At 72.5% G+C, this 19,619-nt stretch carries 17 protein-coding genes; 8 read left to right on the top strand and 9 right to left on the bottom strand.

The window, feature by feature from the left end; translation table 11 throughout:
* Positions 1 to 104 precede the first annotated feature (104 nt).
* On the bottom strand, positions 105 to 1,928 hold the full coding sequence (locus ACH4FX_RS19095; protein ID WP_398480356.1) for a phosphoenolpyruvate carboxykinase (GTP): 1,824 nt from the start codon (positions 1,926 to 1,928) through the stop codon (positions 105 to 107).
* A 242-nt stretch (positions 1,929 to 2,170) separates the two neighbouring features.
* Between ACH4FX_RS19095 and ACH4FX_RS19090 the strand changes: the two genes are divergently transcribed.
* Together ACH4FX_RS19090 and ACH4FX_RS19085 are read left to right on the top strand one after the other, a co-directional pair.
* The gene (locus ACH4FX_RS19090) at positions 2,171 to 2,899 is read left to right on the top strand and encodes a hemolysin III family protein (RefSeq protein WP_398480354.1); all 729 of its coding nucleotides are present in this window, start codon (positions 2,171 to 2,173) and stop codon (positions 2,897 to 2,899) included.
* A 486-nt stretch (positions 2,900 to 3,385) separates the two neighbouring features.
* Entirely contained in the window at positions 3,386 to 4,033 is a 648-nt protein-coding gene (locus ACH4FX_RS19085; RefSeq protein ID WP_398480352.1) for a TetR/AcrR family transcriptional regulator, read from the top strand.
* Between the two features lie 39 nt (positions 4,034 to 4,072).
* Here the strand turns inward: ACH4FX_RS19085 and ACH4FX_RS19080 are convergent, their stop codons facing one another.
* The 3 genes from ACH4FX_RS19080 to ACH4FX_RS19070 all read right to left on the bottom strand — a co-directional run bounded on the left by ACH4FX_RS19080 (position 4,073) and on the right by ACH4FX_RS19070 (position 7,855).
* A complete protein-coding gene (locus tag ACH4FX_RS19080; RefSeq protein ID WP_398480515.1) occupies positions 4,073 to 4,543 on the bottom strand; it encodes a MerR family transcriptional regulator in 471 nt (156 codons plus the stop codon).
* 113 nt (positions 4,544 to 4,656) lie between these two features.
* Positions 4,657 to 5,682: an MDR family NADP-dependent oxidoreductase gene (locus tag ACH4FX_RS19075; protein WP_398480350.1), complete on the bottom strand. Its 1,026-nt coding sequence runs from the start codon at positions 5,680 to 5,682 to the stop codon at positions 4,657 to 4,659.
* 136 nt (positions 5,683 to 5,818) lie between these two features.
* Positions 5,819 to 7,855: a thioredoxin domain-containing protein gene (locus ACH4FX_RS19070; RefSeq protein WP_398480348.1), complete on the bottom strand. Its 2,037-nt coding sequence runs from the start codon at positions 7,853 to 7,855 to the stop codon at positions 5,819 to 5,821.
* Positions 7,856 to 8,435: 580 nt separating this feature from the next.
* Here ACH4FX_RS19070 and ACH4FX_RS19065 point away from each other — a divergent pair.
* Positions 8,436 to 11,723 (top strand): tetratricopeptide repeat protein, encoded by a 3,288-nt coding sequence (locus ACH4FX_RS19065; protein ID WP_398480346.1) that lies wholly within the window; start codon positions 8,436 to 8,438, stop codon positions 11,721 to 11,723.
* 104 nt (positions 11,724 to 11,827) lie between these two features.
* Here the strand turns inward: ACH4FX_RS19065 and ACH4FX_RS19060 are convergent, their stop codons facing one another.
* Together ACH4FX_RS19060 and mca are read right to left on the bottom strand one after the other, a co-directional pair.
* Positions 11,828 to 12,103 carry a hypothetical protein gene (locus ACH4FX_RS19060; protein WP_398480344.1) on the bottom strand — a complete coding sequence of 92 codons (276 nt, stop codon included), beginning with the start codon at positions 12,101 to 12,103 and terminating at the stop codon, positions 11,828 to 11,830.
* A gap of 4 nt (positions 12,104 to 12,107) precedes the next feature.
* On the bottom strand, positions 12,108 to 12,980 hold the full coding sequence (gene mca / locus ACH4FX_RS19055; protein ID WP_398480342.1) for a mycothiol conjugate amidase Mca: 873 nt from the start codon (positions 12,978 to 12,980) through the stop codon (positions 12,108 to 12,110).
* 94 nt (positions 12,981 to 13,074) lie between these two features.
* Between mca and ACH4FX_RS19050 the strand changes: the two genes are divergently transcribed.
* Together ACH4FX_RS19050 and greA are read left to right on the top strand one after the other, a co-directional pair.
* Positions 13,075 to 13,482, top strand: a complete 408-nt coding sequence (locus ACH4FX_RS19050) for a DUF4307 domain-containing protein (RefSeq protein ID WP_398480340.1) — start codon at positions 13,075 to 13,077, stop codon at positions 13,480 to 13,482.
* A gap of 258 nt (positions 13,483 to 13,740) precedes the next feature.
* Complete coding sequence (gene greA / locus ACH4FX_RS19045) at positions 13,741 to 14,238, top strand: transcription elongation factor GreA (RefSeq protein WP_398480338.1); 498 nt, start codon at positions 13,741 to 13,743, stop codon at positions 14,236 to 14,238.
* Positions 14,239 to 14,401: 163 nt separating this feature from the next.
* Here the strand turns inward: greA and ACH4FX_RS19040 are convergent, their stop codons facing one another.
* The 3 genes from ACH4FX_RS19040 to ilvA form a co-directional block, all read right to left on the bottom strand.
* On the bottom strand, positions 14,402 to 15,262 hold the full coding sequence (locus ACH4FX_RS19040; protein ID WP_398480337.1) for an ABC transporter permease: 861 nt from the start codon (positions 15,260 to 15,262) through the stop codon (positions 14,402 to 14,404).
* Positions 15,259 to 16,329 (bottom strand): ATP-binding cassette domain-containing protein, encoded by a 1,071-nt coding sequence (locus ACH4FX_RS19035; protein WP_398480335.1) that lies wholly within the window; start codon positions 16,327 to 16,329, stop codon positions 15,259 to 15,261. The genes ACH4FX_RS19040 and ACH4FX_RS19035 overlap by 4 nt, the downstream gene beginning before the upstream one ends.
* Positions 16,330 to 16,549: 220 nt before the next feature.
* On the bottom strand, positions 16,550 to 17,731 hold the full coding sequence (ilvA, locus tag ACH4FX_RS19030; RefSeq protein ID WP_398480513.1) for a threonine ammonia-lyase: 1,182 nt from the start codon (positions 17,729 to 17,731) through the stop codon (positions 16,550 to 16,552).
* A 381-nt stretch (positions 17,732 to 18,112) separates the two neighbouring features.
* Between ilvA and ACH4FX_RS19025 the strand changes: the two genes are divergently transcribed.
* The 3 genes from ACH4FX_RS19025 to ACH4FX_RS19015 all read left to right on the top strand — a co-directional run bounded on the left by ACH4FX_RS19025 (position 18,113) and on the right by ACH4FX_RS19015 (position 19,575).
* Positions 18,113 to 18,613 (top strand): MarR family winged helix-turn-helix transcriptional regulator, encoded by a 501-nt coding sequence (locus ACH4FX_RS19025; protein ID WP_398480333.1) that lies wholly within the window; start codon positions 18,113 to 18,115, stop codon positions 18,611 to 18,613.
* A gap of 126 nt (positions 18,614 to 18,739) precedes the next feature.
* Positions 18,740 to 19,327, top strand: coding sequence for a sigma factor-like helix-turn-helix DNA-binding protein (locus tag ACH4FX_RS19020; RefSeq protein WP_398480331.1), 588 nt, complete (start codon positions 18,740 to 18,742; stop codon positions 19,325 to 19,327).
* Positions 19,324 to 19,575: a hypothetical protein gene (locus ACH4FX_RS19015; protein WP_398480329.1), complete on the top strand. Its 252-nt coding sequence runs from the start codon at positions 19,324 to 19,326 to the stop codon at positions 19,573 to 19,575. Before ACH4FX_RS19020 ends, ACH4FX_RS19015 begins: the two co-directional genes overlap by 4 nt.
* Positions 19,576 to 19,619: the final 44 nt, after the last annotated feature.

Below are 19,619 nucleotides of genomic sequence, written 5' to 3'. Positions count from 1 at the left end.
CGGAGCCACGTGTTCGTGCACGTGGCTCCGGCCGTCGGCCATGGCGGTCCGGCCTGCGCCGGACCGTTTCGCCGCACCGGGCCGGTCGGCGTCGCCCCGCCGTACTACCCCAGTCGGCGCACCAGCGCGTGGTACTCGCCCCACAGCTCCTTCGGCGTGTGGTCACCGAAGGTGTTCAGGTGGTCGGGGATCAGCGCCGCCTCGTCGCGCCACACGTCCTTGTCGACGGTGAGCAGGAACTCCAGGTCGGCGTCGGCCAGGTCGAGGCCGTCGGTGTCCAGCGCCTCCTTCGTCGGCAGGATGCCGATCGGGGTCTCGACACCCTCGGCCCGGCCCTCCAGGCGCTCGACGATCCACTTGAGCACCCGGCTGTTCTCGCCGAAGCCCGGCCACACGAAGCGGCCCGACTCGTCCTTGCGGAACCAGTTGACGTAGTAGATCTTCGGCAGCTTGGCCGGGTCCTTGTCGGCGCCGACCTTGATCCAGTGGCCCATGTAGTCGCCCATGTTGTAGCCGCAGAACGGCAGCATGGCGAACGGGTCCCGGCGCAGCTCGCCGACCTTGCCCTCGGCCGCCGCGGTCTTCTCGCTCGCCACGTTCGCACCGAGGAAGACGCCGTGCTGCCAGGTCAGCGACTCGGTCACGAGCGGTACGGCGCTGGCTCGGCGGCCCCCGAAGAGGATCGCCGAGATCGGCACGCCCTTGGGGTCCTCCCACTCGGGCGCGATGATCGGGCACTGCCCGGCCGGTACGGTGAAGCGGGCGTTGGGGTGGGCCGCCGGGGTGCCGGACTCCGGCGTCCAGTCGTTGCCCTTCCAGTCCGTCAGATGCGCGGGCTGCTCCTCGGTCATGCCCTCCCACCAGACGTCGCCGTCGTCGGTCAGCGCGACGTTGGTGAAGACCGAGTTGCCCCACATGGTCTTCATGGCGTTGGCGTTGGTGTGCTCGCCGGTGCCGGGGGCGACACCGAAGAAGCCGGCCTCGGGGTTGATCGCGTACAGCCGGCCGTCCTCGCCGAAGCGCATCCAGGCGATGTCGTCGCCGATGGTCTCGACGGTCCAGCCGGAGATCGTGGGCTCCAGCATCGCCAGGTTGGTCTTGCCGCAGGCGCTCGGGAACGCGGCGGCGACGTACTTCGGCTCGCCCTGCGGCGGGGTGAGCTTGAGGATGAGCATGTGCTCGGCGAGCCAGCCCTCGTCGCGCGCCATGACCGAGGCGATGCGCAGCGCGTAGCACTTCTTGCCCAGCAGGGCGTTGCCGCCGTAGCCGGAGCCGTAGGACCAGATCTCGCGGTCCTCGGGGAAGTGCGAGATGTACTTGGTCGGGTTGCACGGCCACGGCACGTCGGCCTCGCCCTCGGCCAGCGGGGCGCCGAGGGTGTGCACGGCCTTGACGAAGAAGCCGTCCTCGCCCAGCTCGTCCAGGACGGCCTGGCCCATCCGGGTCATGGTGCGCATCGAGACGGCGACGTACGCCGAATCGGTGATCTCCACGCCGAGCGCGGAGAGCGGGGAGCCGAGCGGGCCCATGCAGAACGGGACGACGTACATCGTCCGGCCGCGCATCGCGCCGCGGAAGATGCCCTGCTCACCGGTGAAGATGTCGCGCATCTCCGCCGGGGCCTTCCAGTGGTTGGTCGGCCCCGCGTCCTCCGCCTTCTCGGAGCAGATGAAGGTGCGGTCCTCCACCCGGGCGACGTCCGACGGATCGGACGCGGCGTAGTACGAGTTGGGGCGCTTGATCGGGTCCAGCTTCGTGAAGGTGCCCTTGGCGACGAGCTCCTCGCACAGGCGCTCGTACTCCGCCTCCGAGCCGTCGCACCACACGACGCGGTCCGGCTCGGTGATGGCTGCGATCTCATCGACCCAGGAGATCAGTTCCTGGTGGTTGGTCGGGACGGGGGAGGGAGCCGCGTTGTCGCGCGCCACGATCGCTCCTAGATGAGGGTTTGGACGGGACGGCTGCCCGTTACATGCCGGCAGAGCCCGCTTCTGAAGATGTCTGCCCCTTGGGGGCTGCGACCCGGATGCTTCGCGACCGCTCATCCGGTGCCGACCGCACTCATTTGATCATCCGACCCCGATCCACATCTGTCCAGAGGAGGTTCTCGTGACCGTCACCACTTCCGGGGCCACCCGTAACCTACGGTTGCGTAGGTAGCATTGCGGCCATGACTTCCGCGCCCGACGCCGCCGAAAGCCGCACTTCCCCCGTGACCAGCGCGGCCTCCGACGCAGTCTCCGCGGTTGCCGCGGCGGCTGCGCCGCTCAAGCCGAGACTGCGAGGCTGGCTGCACGCGGGGATGTTCCCCGCCGCCCTCTTCTCCGGTGTGGTGCTCACGGCCCTGGCCGACAGCACCCGCGGCCGGATCGCCTGTGCCGTCTACACCCTCTCCGCTTGCCTGCTCTTCGGGGTCAGCGCCCTCTACCACCGCGGGAACTGGGGCCCGCGGACCGGAGCCGTGCTCCGCAGGCTGGATCACGCCAACATCTTCCTGATCATCGCGGGCACCTACACCCCGCTGACCATGCTGCTCGTCCCCGGCACCCGCGGGCAGATACTCCTGTGGGCCGTATGGGGGGCCGCCCTGGCCGGCATCGCCTTCCGCGTCTTCTGGGTGGGCGCGCCACGCTGGCTCTACACGCCCTGCTACATCGCGATGGGCTGGGCGGCCGTCTTCTTCCTGCCCGACTTCCTGCGCAAGGGCGGCGTCGCCGTACTCGTCCTCGTCATCGTCGGCGGCGTCCTCTACAGCGCGGGCGGCATCATCTACGGCATCAAGCGCCCCAACCCCTCACCCCGGTGGTTCGGTTTCCATGAGGTCTTCCACTCCCTGACGCTGGCGGCGTTCGTCGTGCACTACGTCGGCATCTCATTGGTGGCCTATACGCACGCCTGAGGCGCCCGGCGCGGCACCCGGCCCGCCCGGTATCCCCTCACCGCCCCGCGCGCCGGCACCGTCGCCGCGCCGGCGCGCGACTCCCCTGTCCATGCGTGGCCGTGGCCTCGACGCCGCGGCCACCTGCCATGTCAGGGCGGCGACCCCGGCCAGCACCAGCGCGACCACCACGGCCGTACCCCCGACGAGGAAACCTCCGACGCACAGCACTGCCGCGAACACGACGAACGCATCGATCGCGGTACGCATACCCGCAACACCCCCTCCAAGCATCACTGACGGTGACCTTGCCCTCGCTAAAGCGTTACACACGCCACTGACAAACAAGGAGACATCAAGGAATCCGCGCGGGCACCTGGGTTTCCCGTCATCGCGGTGCGGGAGCCGGCGGCCTGTTGCGGAACCGGCCCGGCCCGCAGCCCCGACCGCGTCCCCAACCCGCGCCGCGATCCCGTCCCGCGCTCCGGCCCCGGCCGATGCCCGACAATGGCCCGCATGGCCTCCGCACGGAAACCCGCCGCACCGCCCGCCGCACCCAAGGTCGGGCTGCGCGAGCGGAAGAAGATCCAGACCCGGCGGGCGATCCGCCGGGCCGCCTACCGGCTCTTCGAGGAGCAGGGGTACGACGCGACCCATGTCGACCGGATCGCCGAGGCCGCCGACGTCTCCCCCAGCACCGTCTTCCGCTACTTCCCCACCAAGGAGGACATCGTGCTCACCGACGAGTACGACGCGCTCCTGGAGACCGGCCTGCGGGCCCGGCCCGCAGGCGAGCCACTGGCCGAGTCGCTGCGGCACGTGACCGTCGAGGCGCTGCGGCGCATCACCGGTGCGGAGCGCGCCGAACTGGTCCAGCGCATCCGGCTCGTCCGGGAGGTACCGGCGATCCGCGGCCGTACGGCGGAGAGCACCGCGCGCCATACCGAGCTGGTCAGCGCCGTACTGGCGGAGCGCTCCGGACGGCCCGCCGACGACCTGGAGATCCGGGTGGTCGCGGCGGCCGTCCTGGCGGCTCTCCAGGAGGCGTTGATGCACTGGGCCGCGGACGGACGGCAGGCGGACGGCCGGCAGGACGACCTGGAAACCCTCATCGGCCGGTCGATGGCCGTACTCGGGCGGGGCCTGGCCCTCTGAAGAAGCGAGGCGCCCCCTGGGTGCCGTCGGCCGTCCGCCTCACTCCCTGAGGGCCCTGTCGTACGGGGCCACCCGCCCCGGCACCCTGGCCGGTTCGCCGAGGCGCCGGGCCAGCCGCCCGCGCAACCGCGTCAGCCGCTCGATCCGGGCGTCCAGGTCGGCCAGCCGGCGGCGGGCCACCGCTTCCGCCGCACGGCAGTCGTCCGCCCCGGGGCCGTCCGGGGTGTCATCGTCCTCCGTGCCGCCGCGCGCGCCGTTCCCCGCGAGGAACAGTCCGGAGACGCCGCCCGGCGGCAGCGAGTCGAGCAGCGGCGCGAACGACCGGATGTCGCCCACCGTCAGCCCCGCGTCGAGCAGTTCGCGCACCGTACGCAGGCGGCGCACGTCCTCCGGCGCGTACACGCGGTGGCCGGACGGCGTGCGCCGGGCGACCACCAGCCCCTGCTCCTCGTAGTAGCGCAGTGCCCTGGCCGTCATGCCCGCGGCGGCCGCGGCGTCCCCGATGCGCATCCGGTCCTCCCCCGCCGGGGCCCGGTCGGTGGTGCCCCGCTGCGTACGTCGACTCACTCGGACCGTACGTCGTGGACCGGACCGCGTCGACGGACCGCGCTGCGGGGGGCCGCTCACAACTCCACGAGGACGGCGCCCAGGTGCCGGCCCCCGACCAGCTCCATCAGGGCGCGCGGGGCCTCCTCGACACCGTGCAGCCGAGTGTGGGGGAAGGTGAGCGTGCCGTCCCGCAGGCCGCGCCCGAACTGCTCGTTCCACTCGCTGATCAGGTCGAGGTGGTCGTAGAGCGCGACGCCCCGCAGGGTGATGCCGCGGGCGAGCAGGGACAGCGTGTCGATCTCGGTGGTGTGCGTGCCGGAATCGGAGAGCTGGTGGGAGAGCGCGCCGACGAGCGCGATACGGGCGCCGCGGTTGGCGAGCGCGAGGGCGGCCTGCAACTGCTCACCGCCCACGTTGTCGAAGACCGCGTCCACACCCTCCGGAGCAGCCGCGCGCAACTGCTCCTCGATGGGCCCCGCCCCGCGGATCACCGCCGCGTCGTACCCCAGTTCCTTCACCAGGTGGTCGGCCTTGCGCTGCGAACCCGTACTGCCGATCACCCGTACGGCGCCCCGCAGCCGGGCGATCTGGCCGGCCAGCGACCCGACGCCGCCGGCCGCGCCGGTCACGAAGACCGTGTCCCCGGCGCGCACCTCGGCGCCTCGCAGGACCCCCATGTAGGCCGTCGGGCCCTGGGAGAGGTACGCACCCGGATCGGGCAGCAGGTCCGGGTCCCGGCGCTGCACCGCGGCGGCGTCCACCACGGCGTACTCCCGCCAGCCGAGCTGGTGTTCCACCAGGTCGCCAGGGGCGAAATCGGTGCCGGGGGCCTCGACCACCACACCGATGGCCGCCCCGTACAGCGCTTCACCGGGCACGAAGGACGGCATCGGGACGGTGGTGGTCTCGTCCATCAGCGTCCGCATCACCGCGGCGACGGCCATGACCGTATTGCGCACGAGCACCTGTCCCGGCCCCGGCCGCGGCACCGGCACCTCGACCACCTGGAAGAGGTCGTCGGTGAGCGGGCCCCGCGGCCGGACGGTCAGGCGGACTTCACGGTGAACGGCGGGCAGGCCGCCCTCGGTACGGTTCGTCATGCCGTCACGCTAGAACTTGACGCCCGCGTGAAGTACAAGTCGGTCTCTGGGACCAGGACTTCAGGCGGAAGGGCCAGGACCAGGCCCGACGTCGGCCGCCGGCCGCCCTCAGCCCCCGGCTCCCCCAAGTCCGGCCTCAGTCCCCCAACCTCTCCCCCAGTTCCTCCGGGTCCGTCGTCGGGCGCTCGCACGTGAAACGGCGGCAGACGTACGCGGCCGGCCGGTCGTCGACCAGCGGGCGGTCCTTCAGGAGCGGTACTTCCTGCGAACCGGGCTCCCCGAGGGCGACCACCGCGCCCGGGGCGGTGCCCAGGAGGGCGGCGCGGTGCAGCGCCCGGGTGGCCGGGTCGCCGTCCGGGCCGACGACCGCGACCTCGCGCGGCCCGTCCAGCGCGGCTTCGGCGACGGCCAGCCCCCACCCGATGAAGCGCGGCGCCCGGCCGCTCAGCGCCTTGACGACGCCCAGGGCGCGTTCGGCGGCCTCCCGGTGCGGGCCGCTGCCGGTCAGCGCCGCGTACGACAGGAGCGCGCCGGCCGCCGCGGTCCAGCCGGACGGCGTGGCGTTGTCGGTCGGGTCCTGAGGGCGGCGGATCAGCCGCTCGGCGTCGTCGGCGGTGTCGTACAGCGTGCCGTCCTCGGCGGTGAAGTGGACGAGCACCGTGTCCAGGAAGAGGCCCGCGAAATCCACCCAGACGCCCTCCCCGGTGACCGAGGCGAGCGCGAGGAACCCCTCGGCGACGTCCGCGTAGTCCTCCAGGACACCGAAGCTGTCACCCGCCGTACCGTCGCGCGAGGTGCGGTGCAGCCGCGCCTGCCAGTCCATGTGGACACGGACGAGCAGGTCGGCGGCGTCCGTGGCGGCCTGCACCAGGTCCGGGCGGTCGAAGTAGGCGCCGGTCTCGGCGAGGGCGGCGATGGCCAGGCCGTTCCAGGCGGTGACCACCTTGTCGTCCCGGCCGGGGCGCGGCCGGCGGTCGCGGGCCGCGGTCAGCCGCTCCTTGATGCTCACGATCCGCGCGGCGTCCACCAGGTCGTCGGTGTCCGGCAGTTGGAGGACGGACGCGCCCTCCTCGAAGGTGCCCTCCTCCGTCACACCGAAGTAGTGCGCGGCGACCGCGGCGTCCTTCTCCCCCAGAACGGTGCGCAACTGCTCGGGCGTCCATACGTAGTACGCGCCCTCGACATGCCTGCCGCTGCCGTCATCGGAGTCCGCGTCCAGGGCCGAGCTGAAACCGCCCTCCTCGGTACGGAGCTCACGCACCATGAAGTCGGCGGTCTCGACGGCGATGCGCCGGGCCAGGTCGGAGCCGGTGGCGCGCCACAGATGCGCGTACGTACGGCACAGCAGCGCGTTGTCGTAGAGCATCTTCTCGAAGTGCGGCACCGTCCACGTCGCGTCCACCGCGTACCGCGCGAAACCGCCGCCGAGCTGGTCGTAGATCCCGCCGCGGGCCATCGCCTCGGCGGTGGCCTGCACCATCTGGAGGGCGGCTTCGGACTGCGTACGGGCGTGGTGCCGCAGCAGGAACTCCAGCACCATGGACGGCGGGAACTTGGGCGCACCGCCGAACCCGCCGTGCACGGCGTCGAAGTCCCGGGTCAGGGTCAGCAGCGCGGCGGCCATGTCCTCCGGCCCCGGCGGCACCTGACCACCCTTGGCCAACGTTTCCGAGACCGACCGCGCGGACAGGTCGGCCACGATCCGCCCGGCCACCTCGCCGACCTCGTCCCGGCGGTCCGCCCAGGCGCTCCGCACTCCTTGCAGGATCTGCGGGAAGGACGGCATACCGTGGCGCGGTGCGGGCGGGAAGTACGTACCGAAGTAGAACGGCTCGGCGTCCGGCGTCAGGAAGACCGTCATCGGCCACCCGCCCTGCCCGGTGGCGGCCTGCACCGCCTCCATGTACACGGCGTCCACGTCGGGCCGCTCCTCACGGTCCACCTTCACGGGCACGAAGTGCTCGTTGATCACCGCGGCGACGGCCTCGTCCTCGAAGCTCTCCCGAGCCATGACGTGACACCAGTGGCACGCTGCGTAGCCGACCGACAGCAGCACGGGCACGTTACGCCGCCGCGCTTCCTCGAAAGCCTCCGGGGACCATGGCCACCAGTCGACCGGATTGTCAGCGTGCTGAAGCAGATAAGGCGAGGTCACACCAGCCAACCGGTTCATACGGCCCAGGCTCTCACAATGCCCGGCCCCGCCGGCGGAACCCCGTACATGAGCCATGTGGGTGGGGGTGTGCCTTGGACGTGGCGGACGCGGAGAACCGCTCAGGCGCCCGGGTGGGCAGGGCGAGCAGGGAGGCACCTGCGACCTCGGTACCGACGACGAGGCCGACGCCGCGTACGGCGTCGTCTGCGAGGCGGGGCGTGGGGGGCGGTGCACACGAGGCACGGCCAGGGCGTTACGTGGCCGAGAGACGACGGGCGCACGCCGAGGAGTTCTTCCGAGCCCCCGAACCCCGTTCCGGTCACCCCGGCGTGCCGCGGTGGAAACAAGGGAAGCCTCATGAGCCAGGTGGTTCGTCCGGGAGGTGCCTTCCGTTCGCGGTGGGGGCGGAGGGGGCGGGCGGGGAGTTATCCACAGGGCTGCCGGATTCCGCGCGGAAGCGGAAGACTGTGGGGACGGAGGCGATCAACGGGGGTCGGGACGGGGGCGCTGCCCCGGCTGTCGGGGCGCGCCGGGAGGCCGGGGATTGCGGGAGCACCGGAATCCGCCGGGACGCTGGTAACTGCAGGAGGGGGAAGGCATGCCGGGCTCACTGGCTGTGCTGCGTGACAGCCACCGGGCGGACGCGGAAGGGCTGTTGTCACGGGCCGTCGAGGAGGAGGTCCGCCGCTCGGGCGGGACGCTGGACCGGGGCGCCCTGCTGGCCCGGGCCCACGCGGTGCTGGACGAGCTGGCCGGCAAGGCGGCCGAGGAGTACGGCGCGTACGTCCACGCGCTGGACGAGTCGGCGGCCGGGCAGCGGTCGCTGTCCGAGCGGCTGTCGCGCAAGGAGCTGGGGACGCCCGCGGTGGCCACCCTGGTCGCGGCGGTCGCCGCGTTCGGCGCGGACCTGGCGTACGGGACCGGCGCCGGTCCGGCCTTCGGTGTCGGGGCGGCGGTGGTGGCCGCGGGCGCCGTGGCGACGGTCGTGAAGCTGACCGCGGGGCACTGGCCCGCGGCGCACCGGCAGGCGGGCATGCGCGGGCAGCCGGGCGGCCCCGAGCAGCTGCGGCTGCAGTGGCTGACGGCGCTGGAGGTGCGCGGCATCCGGCCGTTCCTGGACCAGCAGCGGATGCTGTCGGCGGCGACACGCGGCGGCTCCTCCAGTGCGTCCGCGACCACCCGCACGCCCCGGGTGCCGCAGCTGCGCGGCGCGGACCGCAGCGCGGCGGCCCGGCAGCGGTTCGTGCTGGAGCAGTCCTTCGCCCAGCTGCCGCAGCCTGCGGAGCCGTTCACCGGGCGGCGGGCGGCTCTGCGGCAGATCGCGCAGTGGGTGCAGGCGGCCCGTGCGAGCACGGAGACCCGGCCCACGGTCGTCGTGCTGCACGGCGAGCCGGGCGCAGGGCGTACGGCGCTCGCGGTGCGGGCCGCACACCAGCTGCGGGACCAGTTCCGCGGCGCCTGTGTGGTGGACCTGCGCGGGGAAACACCGGGCGAGACCCCACGGCCGACCCGGGACGCGCTGCTGCACCTGCTCAACCGGCTGGGCGCACCGCGCGAGCAGCTCCTGTTCCGCGAGCGGCCCTCCCAGGAGCAGCACGTCAAACGGCTCACGGAGCTGTATCAGAAGCATCTGACGGGCCTGCCCGTGGCGGTTCTGCTGGACGACGCCTCGGACCCGGAGCAGGTGCGCCTCCTGGTGCCGGACCGCTCCGACAGCCTGGTGCTGGTCACCACCCGCGAACCGATGGAGCTGCCCGCCGACCTCCAGGCGTGGGTGCACCAGCTGCCGGTGGGCGCGCTGGACTCGGTGGGCACCGAGGAGCTGCTGCGGGCCGCTGCGGACGAGTCCGAGGCAGGGGCCGGGCCGTACGACCACCAGGCCGTCGAGCGGATCGCGCAGCTGTGTGCCGGGCTGCCGCTGGCGCTGCGGGTGGCCGGGTCGTCGCTGGGCCCGCGGTCGCCCGCCACGCTGGCCGCGGACCTGGAGGAGAGCGCCGCGCGCCACCCCGCCACCGGGGGCCGGGCGGCCCCGGTCGAGACCGCGCTCCGGCTGCGCTACGCGGACCAGTCGGAGACGGCCCGGCGCCTGCTGCGCCGGCTCGCGCTGGTGGGGCGGGCCAGCCTGGGGGCGGCCGCCGCGGCGGCGCTGCTGGGCGTGGCCGAGCAGGAGGCCGAGCGGCAGCTGTCCACGCTGGCCACGGCGGGGCTGATCGAGCGTGTGCGCAGCGACCGCTACCGGCTGCACGCCCTCGTGCACCACTTCGCGCACGCCCGCCTGGTGGACGAGGAGGACCCGGTCGAGCGCAGCACGGCCCAGGAGCGGCTGATCCGCAGCTACGCGGAGCTGGCCGACTCGGTGATCCGCCTGGTGGACGGCCGTACGTCCACCCGGGCCGACCGCTTCGGCTCGCACGGCTTTACGTCCCTGGACGCGGCGCTCCAGTGGCTGGACGACGAGACCAGCTTCATCACGGCCGCGCTGCGCCACGCCGACCAGGACGTGGACCAGGCGACGGTCTCCCACCTGCTGGGCGCGCTGGCCGACTACTGCCTGCTGCGCGGCGACCTGTACCGCCTCGGCGAGCTGAGCGAGCTGACCAAGGCCGCCGGACAGGGCCTGCTCGCCCGGTCCGTGCAGTGGCGCACCGGTGTCGCGGCCCGCCAGCTCGGCGAGCTGGACAAGGCCCGGACGACCCTGTCCTCGGTGGTCGACCTGTATTTCGAGGCGCAGCACCCGGTGGGCGCCGCCCGGGCCCTGCGCGACCTGGGCATCACGCTCCAGCAGCAGGGCAATCTGACGGAGGCCGCGGCCAAGCTGCGCGAGGCCATCGACATGCAGTCCGGCCCGGACGTGCGCGGTGACCGGGCGTGGACGCTGCACGCCCTGGCGGCGGTCGAGCGCGACCGCGCGCAGGTGGCGGAGGCGCTGGAGCTGCTGCGCGAGTCCCTGGAGCTGCATCGGGAGAGCGAGAGCCTGCACGGCCAGGCGTGGGCGCACTTCCAGCTCGGCCAGGTGTATCTGCGGATGGGCGAAGTCCCGCAGGCGGAGCACGAATTCCACGCGGCCCTGGACCTGTACGGCCGTACCCACGACGACCGCGGCGAGGCATGGGCGATGACCCAGCTGGCGCGGGCCCGGCTGGTGGACGGCGACCCGGACCCGGCAGTGGACCAGCTGCGCCAGGCCCTGCCCCTGCACCGGCGGTACGAGGACGCCCGCGGCGAGGCGTGGACGCTGTACTACCTCGGCCAGTCGCTGGAGGAGCAGGGCGACCTGGACGCGGCGCTGCGGCACCTGGAGCGGTCGCGGACGATGTTCAGCCGGATGCAGGACGGCTACGGCCTCGCCTGTGCCCGGCACCACTCCGGACGTGTCACCCGGGACCTGCGCGCCGCGCAGACCGGCTCGCTGCGCAACAGCGGCTTCGCCCGGCAGCTCCTGCAGGACGCCCGCAAGGACTTCCAGCGGATCGGCGTCCCGCACGGGGAAGCCTGGTCCTGCCTGGAGTTGGTGATCATCGACGCGGGCAACGGCCGGACGGCGCAGGCGCTGGAGCTGGCCGACGAGGCGGCGCGTACGTTCGCCGGCTACGGCGACCGGCGCGGCGAGGACTGGGCCCGCTTCCTGCGCTGCACCCTGCTGCCGTTCGCCTCACCGGGCGGCTCGGTGGTCGGCACGGCGGTCGCGCAGGAGGAGCTGGCGCAGCTCGTACAGGACCGGCACGCGACCCGCGACTCGAAGGCGGAGGACTGCGCGGAGACGTTCGCGCTGCTGCTGGACCGCGGTGTGGAGCCGGAAACGGGATGGGAGGCATGGCGGCTCGGCATGGTCCCGAACCGCCACGCACGCGAGGTCATGGGTGTGTCCATACCCTCGTCGCAGTAGAGCCCGTGGCGGGGCCCCGGCCGGGGGCACGCGTGGGCTGACACCGGACGGGCCGGTGGACCCGCGGGCCGCCGCCCACCCCGCCCGGCGCCGGAGGAAGCCGCTCAGCCGGTCTTCGGCTGGGCCTTCCCCGAGGTCCGCCCCTTGGCGGAGCCCTTGGCCGCCTCCGTGCCGCCGGAGGCGGCGGGCGCCTCCGGGCTCTCCTCGAAGTCGACCTTCTTCATCTGCTTGTTCATGGACTTCATCAGCAGCCAGACGGCGCCGCCGATGACCGCGAACACGATGAAGCCGAGGACGCCCGGGGTCACCTTGTCCTTGTCGAAGCTGTCGGCAAGGGTGACGAAGTGCGTCACGGCGAGGGTGCTAGTCGCGCTCATCATGGAGTCAATTGTTGCGGATGCCCGCGAAGAGGTCGTCCTCGGGGAGGGACGTGTCCACCAGAGACTTGGCCAGCTCGTACTCCTCCGTCGGCCAGACCTCCCGCTGAATGTCCATCGGCACCCGGAACCAGCCGCCGTCCGGGTCGATCTGCGTCGCGTGCGCGATCAGCGCCTTGTCGCGGATCTCGAAGAAGTCGGCGCAGGGCACGTAGGTGGTCAGCGTGCGCTCCCGGCGCTCGAACTCCTTCCAGCGCTCCAGCCACTCCCCGTACGGCGACTCCAGGCCGCGCTCCAGCAGCGCCTCGTGCAGGGCGACGGTGCGCGGCCGGTTGAAGCCCTGGTTGTAGTAGAGCTTCTGCGGCTGCCAGGGCTCGCCCGCGTCCGGGTACCGCTCCGGGTCGCCGGCCGCCTCGAAGGCCACCATCGAGATCTTGTGGGTCATGATGTGGTCGGGGTGCGGGTAGCCGCCGTTCTCGTCGTAGGTCGTGATGACCTGCGGCTTGAACTCGCGGATCAGCTTCACCAGCGGCTCGGCCGCCGCGTCCACGTCCTGGAGGGCGAAACAGCCGTCGGGCAGCGGCGGCAGCGGGTCGCCCTCGGGCAGCCCGGAGTCGACGAATCCCAGCCACTCCTGCTTGATGCCCAGGATCTCCCGGGCCTCGTCCATCTCCTTCTTCCGCACTTCGTGGATGTGCTCCTCGATGTACGGGTCGCCCTGGAGCTTCGGGTTGAGGATGGAGCCGCGCTCCCCGCCCGTGCAGGTGACGACCAGCACGTCCACCCCCTCGGACACGTACTTGGCCATGGTGGCCGCGCCCTTGCTCGACTCGTCGTCGGGGTGGGCGTGCACTGCCATCAGTCGCAGCTGCTCAGTCAAGACTCGATCCTCAGTGAAAGGCCGGAGTAGATGTTTCCTATAGTGACCGAAGCGCGGGGCGATTAATTCCGGAGCCCCCGGCAGGAGGTCGATCATGTCTGCGGTGCCCGAAGGGCTGCCCGACGGGCGGTACGGCCGTTCCGCCGACCGGCGCGCGGACCGCAAGCTGAAGATCGTGGGCGCCGTGCTGGGCGTGGCGCTCCTCGGTGTGGTCGGCTGGTCCGGTTTCTCCTACATCTCCGGGCAGGACCTCAGCGGCCGGGTGATCACCTGGGAGCGGGTCTCCGACCAGGCCGTCAAGGTGCACCTGGAGGTCGTCAAGGGCAAGGACGACACCGGCGTGTGCACACTGCGCTCGCAGGCCGACAGCGGCGCCGAGGTGGGCCGCAAGGACGTCACCGTCGACGCGCCGAAGGAGCAGGTGGACGTCGAGGTCACGATCCGTACGACCGCGCGGGCGACCAACGCCGTACTGGTCGGCTGCACGTCCTCCGGCGGCTGACCGGCGCGCACACCGCCCCGCGCGCCCGCCCCGTGTCCACCCCCTGCGGGCCACTCCCGTACGTCGGCCGGTGTGTCGCCCGGCACACCCCGCCCCGGCGCGCTGACCGGCGACGTTCCGGGCCGGTCGGTATCTCGGCGAAATTCCCCTTCCCCGTTTTGTGCCGGAATTGTTAGGCTCGTGGTTTCGCCCACCCGTGGAGGCGCAGCCTTCCTGGTAGGGCGTTTGATTTATCCCCAGCACCGACGAGGAGCACCTGTGACCCAGACCAGCGACAACGTCACCTGGCTGACCCAGGAGGCGTATGACCAGCTCAAGGCCGAGCTGGAGTACCTGTCTGGTCCCGCACGCGTCGAGATCACCGAGAAGATCGCGGCGGCCCGCGAGGAAGGTGACCTGAAGGAGAACGCCGGGTACCACGCGGCCAAGGAGGAGCAGGGCAAGCAGGACCTTCGCATGCGCCAGCTCAAGCAGCTGCTGGAGAACGCGAAGGTCGGCGAGGCTCCCGCCGCCACTGGTGTCGTGGCCCCCGGCACGGTCGTCACCATCGCGTTCGACGGAGACCCGGACGACACGCTGACGTTCCTGCTGGCCTCGCGGGAGTACGCGAGCTCGGACATCGAGACCTACTCCCCGCAGTCCCCGCTGGGCGGCGGCGTGAACGGCAAGAAGATCGGCGAGACCGCCGAGTACGAGCTCCCCAACGGCAAGACGGCTTCGGTGAAGATCCTCGAAGCCAAGCCGTACACGGGCTGAGCTCCCCGCACCGAGCTGTACCCCGGCCGGGCGCCCCGAAGCGCCCGCCCGCGGCCTGACGACGACCGGCCCGGAGCCCCAGCGGCTCCGGGCCGGTCGTGCGTCCGTACGGCGTGGTGGGACGGCGGCGTACGGCGGTCCCGCGCCCGCCAGGCCCGGGGCCTCAGGCCGTGGCCGACCGGTACTTCCGCACCGCGAGCGTGCGGAACACCACGATGATCACGACGGACCAGATCAGCGACGCCCAGACCGGGTGCTGCATGGGCCAGGCGTCGGGCACCTTGTAGTGCGGCGGCAGGTTGCCGAACAGCTGGCGGGCGGCCTGGACGGTGGCGCTGAACGGGTTCCACTCCGCGATGTGCCGCAGGAAGGTCGGCATGTTGTCCGAGGGCACGAAGGCGTTCGAGATGAACGTCAGCGGGAAGAGCCAGATCAGCCCGCCGGAGGTGGCGGCTTCCGGGGTCCGTACGGACAGGCCGATCAGCGCGCCGATCCAGGAGAACGCGTACCCGAGCAGGAGCAGCAGCGCGAATCCGGCCAGCACCTTGCCGATGTTCTCGTGGGACCGCCAGCCGACCAGGAAGGCGACGACCGCCAGGACGACCAGTGTCAGCGCGGTCTGCATCAGGTCCGCGAGCGTACGGCCGGTGAGGACGGCGCCGCGGGCCATGGGCAGCGAGCGGAACCGGTCGATCAGGCCCTTGTGCATGTCGTCGGCGATGCCCGCGCCCGCGCCCGCGGTGGCGAAGGTGACGGTCTGCGCGAAGATGCCGGCCATCAGGAACTCGCGGTAGGCCGCGGGCGAGGTGCTGCCGCCGACGGTGATGGAGCCGCCGAAGACGTAACTGAACAGCACCACGAACATGATCGGCTGGATCAGCCCGAAAATGACCATCTCAGGGATGCGCAGCATGCGTATCAGGTTGCGCTTGGCGACGGTCAGGGAGTCCCGTATGGACTGGGTGATCGCGCCGCGCCGCTTCGGCACCCCGACGCGCGGGGCCGCTTCGGTAACCGTGCTCACTTGGCGCCCTCCTTGGTCTCCGGGGCCCGCTTCGCGGTGCGGCGGGCCGAGCGCGGCGCCCGGCCGGGGCCCTTGCCGCCGTCCGGGCCGTCCGGGCCGTCCCCGTTCTCTCCGTTGTCCTCCGCCACCTCCGCGGCGTGGCCGGTCAGCGAGATGAACACGTCGTCCAGGGTCGGCCGGCGCAGCCCGATGTCGTCGATCTCCACACCGCGCGCGTCCAGTTCGCGGATGACCTCGGCGAGCAGCTTGGCGCCGCCGGTGACCGGCACGGTGATCTTGCGCGTGTGCTGCTCGATCTTGCTCTCGCCCTTGCCGAAGCCGCGCAGCACCTCGTCGGCCGTGCCGATGTGCTCGGCGGCGTGCACGACGACCTCCACCCGCTCGCCGCCGGTACGCGCCTTCAGTTCGTCGGAGGTGCCGCGGGCGATGACCTTGCCGTGGTCGACCACGCAGATGTCGTGCGCGAGGTGGTCGGCCTCTTCCAGGTACTGGGTGGTGAGCAGCAACGTCGTACCGCCGGCGACCAGTTCCTGGATGACCTCCCACAACTGCTGGCGGTTGCGCGGGTCCAGACCCGTGGTGGGCTCGTCCATGAACATCACGGGCGGGCTGACGACCAGCGCGGCCGCCAGGTCGAGCCGGCGCCGCATGCCGCCGGAGTAGGTCTTGGCCGGCCGGTCGCCGGCGTCCGCGAGGTGGAAGCGCTCCAGCAGCTCGGTGGCCCGGGCTTTCGCGTCCCGCCCGCTCATCTGGTAGAGCTGGCCGACCATCGTCAGGTTCTCACGGCCCGTCAGGTACTCGTCCACGGCGGCGAACTGGCCGGATAGGCCGATGGACCGGCGCACTTCGTCGGGGTGCTTGAGGACGTCGATCCCGGCGACGACCGCGGTGCCCCGGTCGGGCCGGAGCAGGGTGGTGAGGACCCGTACGGCGGTGGTCTTGCCCGCGCCGTTCGGGCCGAGCAGACCGAGGACGGTTCCTTCGGGGACGTCGAGATCGACGCCGTCCAGAGCCCTCACCTTGCCGAAGGTCTTGACCAGACCCTCGGCGTAAATGGCGCCTGGCATGTGGATACTCCCAAGGTATGGGTTAACTCCAGGAAAAATTGTACGTTCCGGACAACACCCACGCTATGGGCATATATCCGTGCATGGAGGAACGCCGACCGCATGGCGGCACGCCCCCTCGATCCGAACCTTAGCGCACACGCGATACATCGCGATATACGTCAGATGGCGCTTGCGTAACCGTGCCCCCTTCCGCGCCCCTGCCGGTGCCACGGCACGCTCAGCCCATGACGGTGTAGCCCGCCTGCCGCAGCGCCGCGCCGACCTCCGTGCAGTGTTCCGGCCCCTTGGTCTCCAGGTGCAACTCCACCTCCGCTTCCGTGAGTCCGAGGCGCGGGTCGGTCCGTACGTGGCTGACGTCGAGCACGTTCGCGTCGACCTCCGACAGCACCCCCAGCAGCGTCGCGAGGGCACCCGGCCGGTCCGTCAGCCGCAGGCGCAACGACAGGTAGCGGCCCGCGGCGGCCATGCCGTGCCGCAGGGTGCGCTGCATCAGCAGCGGATCGACGTTCCCCCCGGACAGCACCGCCACCACCGGCCCCTCGAAGGAGTCGGGCCGCGACAGCAGTGCCGCCACCGGACTCGCCCCCGCCGGCTCCACGACCAGCTTCGCGCGCTCCAGACAGAGCAGCAGAGCGCTGGACAGCTCGTCCTCCGTGACGGTACGGACCTCGTCGACGAGATCGCCAACGATTTTGAACGGCACGTCGCCCGGCCGCCCCACCTTGATGCCGTCCGCCATCGTCGTCGGCGACTCGATCGAGACCGGCCGCCCGGCCGCCAGCGAGGGCGGATACGCCGCGGCGCCCGCCGCCTGCACCCCGACGATCCGCACGTCCGGCCGCACCGCCTTGACCGCCAGCGCGATGCCCGCCGCCAGGCCGCCGCCGCCGATGCCCACGACGATCGTGCGCACCTCAGGGCACTGTTCGAGGATCTCCAGGCCGACCGTGCCCTGGCCGGCGATGATGTCCCGGTGGTCGAAGGGGTGGATGAAGACCGCGCCGGTCTCGCGCGCGTGCTCCTGGGCGGCGGCCAGCGTCTCGTCCACGACGTGGCCGTGCAGCCGCACCTCGGCGCCGTACTCGCGGGTCGCGGCGACCTTCGGCAGCGGGGCGCCGACCGGCATGAACACCGTCGAGGCCACGCCGAGCAGGGAAGCCGCCAGCGCGACGCCCTGCGCGTGGTTGCCGGCGCTGGCGGCGACCACGCCGGCCGCCCGCTCCCGCGGCGTCAGACCGGCGATGCGCACATAGGCGCCGCGTATCTTGAACGAACCGGTGCGTTGCAGGTTCTCGCACTTCAGATGCACCGGTGCCCCTACCAATCCGGACAGATGCCGGCTCCCCTCCAAGGCGGTGGACCGGGAGACGCCGGACAGGATCTTCTGCGCCTCCCGTATGTCCTCGGCGGTGAGCGCGGCGGGGGCGGCGGCCGCCCCGCCGCCGCCCGGCCCGGAAACGGAGGCGGAATCGGAACCCGGCCCCGGTGCCCCGCCCGTATCGGACGCCGCCGCACCGGCCGGACCCGACACCGGCCCGGCCGCCGGACCAGCGGCGGAACCGGAAGCGGAACCTGAAGATGAACCGGGGGCGGAAAGGGACTCGTGCGGCGTGTGATCGGCCATGCAGCCCAGTCTTACAGTCCGGGACGCGACGGGCCCGGCCGACCGCCGGACCGGTGCCGCGGGAGCACGTCTTTGGGCAGCGCCGGTACGGTCCGCGCCGGGGCCGCGTACTCTGTCCCCCAATCCGTACGCATCCCATGAAGCGAGCTCCCGGCCATGCCCACCTCTTCGGACATGACGACCCACACCGACACCGCTCTTCTCGACGCGCTGCAACACCAAGTAGCCGTTTTCGCCCGCCGCGCCGAACAGAGCCGGCTCGGCGGCGTCGGCCAGGCGCGCAATTCCATGGACCGTGCCGCCTACCTGCTCCTCAACCGCCTGGACAAAGAGGGCCCGATGGGGGTCAAGGCGCTGGCCGCCGGCATGGGCATCGACTCCTCCACCGTCACCCGGCAGGTCGCCCCGCTGGTCGACTCCGGCCTGGTCAACCGCGCCTCGCACCCCGAGGACGGGCGCGCGGTCGTCCTCCAGCTCTCCGAGCGCGGCCGGTGCCGCCTGGAGGAGGTGCGGGCCTCCCGCCGCGCCCTGATGGCGCTGGTCACGGAGGAGTGGACGGAGGAGGAGCGGGACGCGTTCTGCAGCCTGCTGACGCGTTTCAACGCCTCGCTGTCCACCGTCACCGCGACGCTGCCGGCGGTGCCGTCCACGTCCTGAGTACGGGCGGCCCGGCAGCGGGCGCCCGCCCGGTCCGGGGGACGTCCCCGGCCGCCGATGACCGCCCGCCCCGGTTTTTCCCGGCCGCCTCTTGACCCGGTGCCGGGCCTGCCGTGCCATGGAGCTGTGCGAGAGCGGCGGGCAGCACAGGAACGCCGTCGTGCCCGGGAGTTCGAGGCGTTCGTCGCGGGCGCGGCCGGACGTCTGCTGCGCGCCGCCAGGCTGCTGACCGCCGAGCCCGACGGCCGCCCGGCGCCCGCGGCCGAGCGTCTCCTCACGCTGGCCCTGGCCCGTACGTACGCCGCCTGGGACCGGCTGCGCGGCGAGGACCCGTACGACCGCGCGCGCCAGGAGATGGCCGCCCACTACGCGCGCTCCGCCTGGCGGGCGCGCCTCCCCCGGGCCCTCCGCCCCGGGACGCCCACACCGCCCGGCGGCCTCCTGGAGCGGCTGTCCCCGCAGGAGCGGCTGGTACTGGTGCTGCGGCTGTACGAGGGCGTGGCCGAGGAACAGACCGCGGCGCAGCTGGGGCTGCCCGCCGAACGCGTCCACACGCTGTGCCTGCGGGCCGTGGGGCACCTGCGCAGCCATCCCCCGGCCGGGCACGCGGGGCCGTCCGTACCCACCGGCGCACGGCCGTCCGAGCCCGGGGGCGGGCCGGACGTACCGGAGCCTCCGACTCCGCCCCGGCCCCGGGAAGCGGCGGCGCCATGAGCCTGCCCGACCGCAAGGAGGCCGAGGTGCGGCGGATGCTGGACGGACCGCATCCGCCGGTCCCGCCCGACCTGGCGCTGCGCGCGGCCGAGAGCGGCCGCCGGCTGCTCGGGCACCGGCGGCTGGCCCGCCACGCGCTGTGGCTGCTGGCCCTGGCCGCGCTGACGGCGTTGCTGGTCTGGGCGGCGGTCGAGCAGCCGTGGCTGCCGCCGCCGGCGCACACCACCCCGCCGCTGGAAGGGTGGTGAGCAGCGTCCGGCCCGGAAACCGCGCCTGCGCCCAGCCCGGTGCT

It is taken from the genome of Streptomyces sp. NPDC018019 (genome assembly GCF_044327805.1).
Lineage (GTDB): Bacteria > Actinomycetota > Actinomycetes > Streptomycetales > Streptomycetaceae > Streptomyces.
This window is presented reverse-complemented; position numbering and strand designations above follow the sequence as displayed.

Coding starts and splice junctions, on each gene's coding strand:
- ACH4FX_RS19035 (WP_398480335.1), bottom strand. CDS start 16,329: ATGCCAGGCGCCATTTACGCCGAGGGTCTGGTCAAGACCTTCGGCAAG.
- ACH4FX_RS19060 (WP_398480344.1), bottom strand. CDS start 12,103: ATGATGAGCGCGACTAGCACCCTCGCCGTGACGCACTTCGTCACCCTT.
- ACH4FX_RS19080 (WP_398480515.1), bottom strand. CDS start 4,543: ATGCGCATCGGGGACGCCGCGGCCGCCGCGGGCATGACGGCCAGGGCA.
- ACH4FX_RS19015 (WP_398480329.1), top strand. CDS start 19,324: ATGAGCCTGCCCGACCGCAAGGAGGCCGAGGTGCGGCGGATGCTGGAC.
- ACH4FX_RS19090 (WP_398480354.1), top strand. CDS start 2,171: ATGACTTCCGCGCCCGACGCCGCCGAAAGCCGCACTTCCCCCGTGACC.
- ACH4FX_RS19025 (WP_398480333.1), top strand. CDS start 18,113: ATGCCCACCTCTTCGGACATGACGACCCACACCGACACCGCTCTTCTC.
- ACH4FX_RS19085 (WP_398480352.1), top strand. CDS start 3,386: ATGGCCCGCATGGCCTCCGCACGGAAACCCGCCGCACCGCCCGCCGCA.
- ACH4FX_RS19050 (WP_398480340.1), top strand. CDS start 13,075: ATGTCTGCGGTGCCCGAAGGGCTGCCCGACGGGCGGTACGGCCGTTCC.
- ACH4FX_RS19065 (WP_398480346.1), top strand. CDS start 8,436: ATGCCGGGCTCACTGGCTGTGCTGCGTGACAGCCACCGGGCGGACGCG.
- ACH4FX_RS19075 (WP_398480350.1), bottom strand. CDS start 5,682: ATGACGAACCGTACCGAGGGCGGCCTGCCCGCCGTTCACCGTGAAGTC.
- ACH4FX_RS19070 (WP_398480348.1), bottom strand. CDS start 7,855: ATGAACCGGTTGGCTGGTGTGACCTCGCCTTATCTGCTTCAGCACGCT.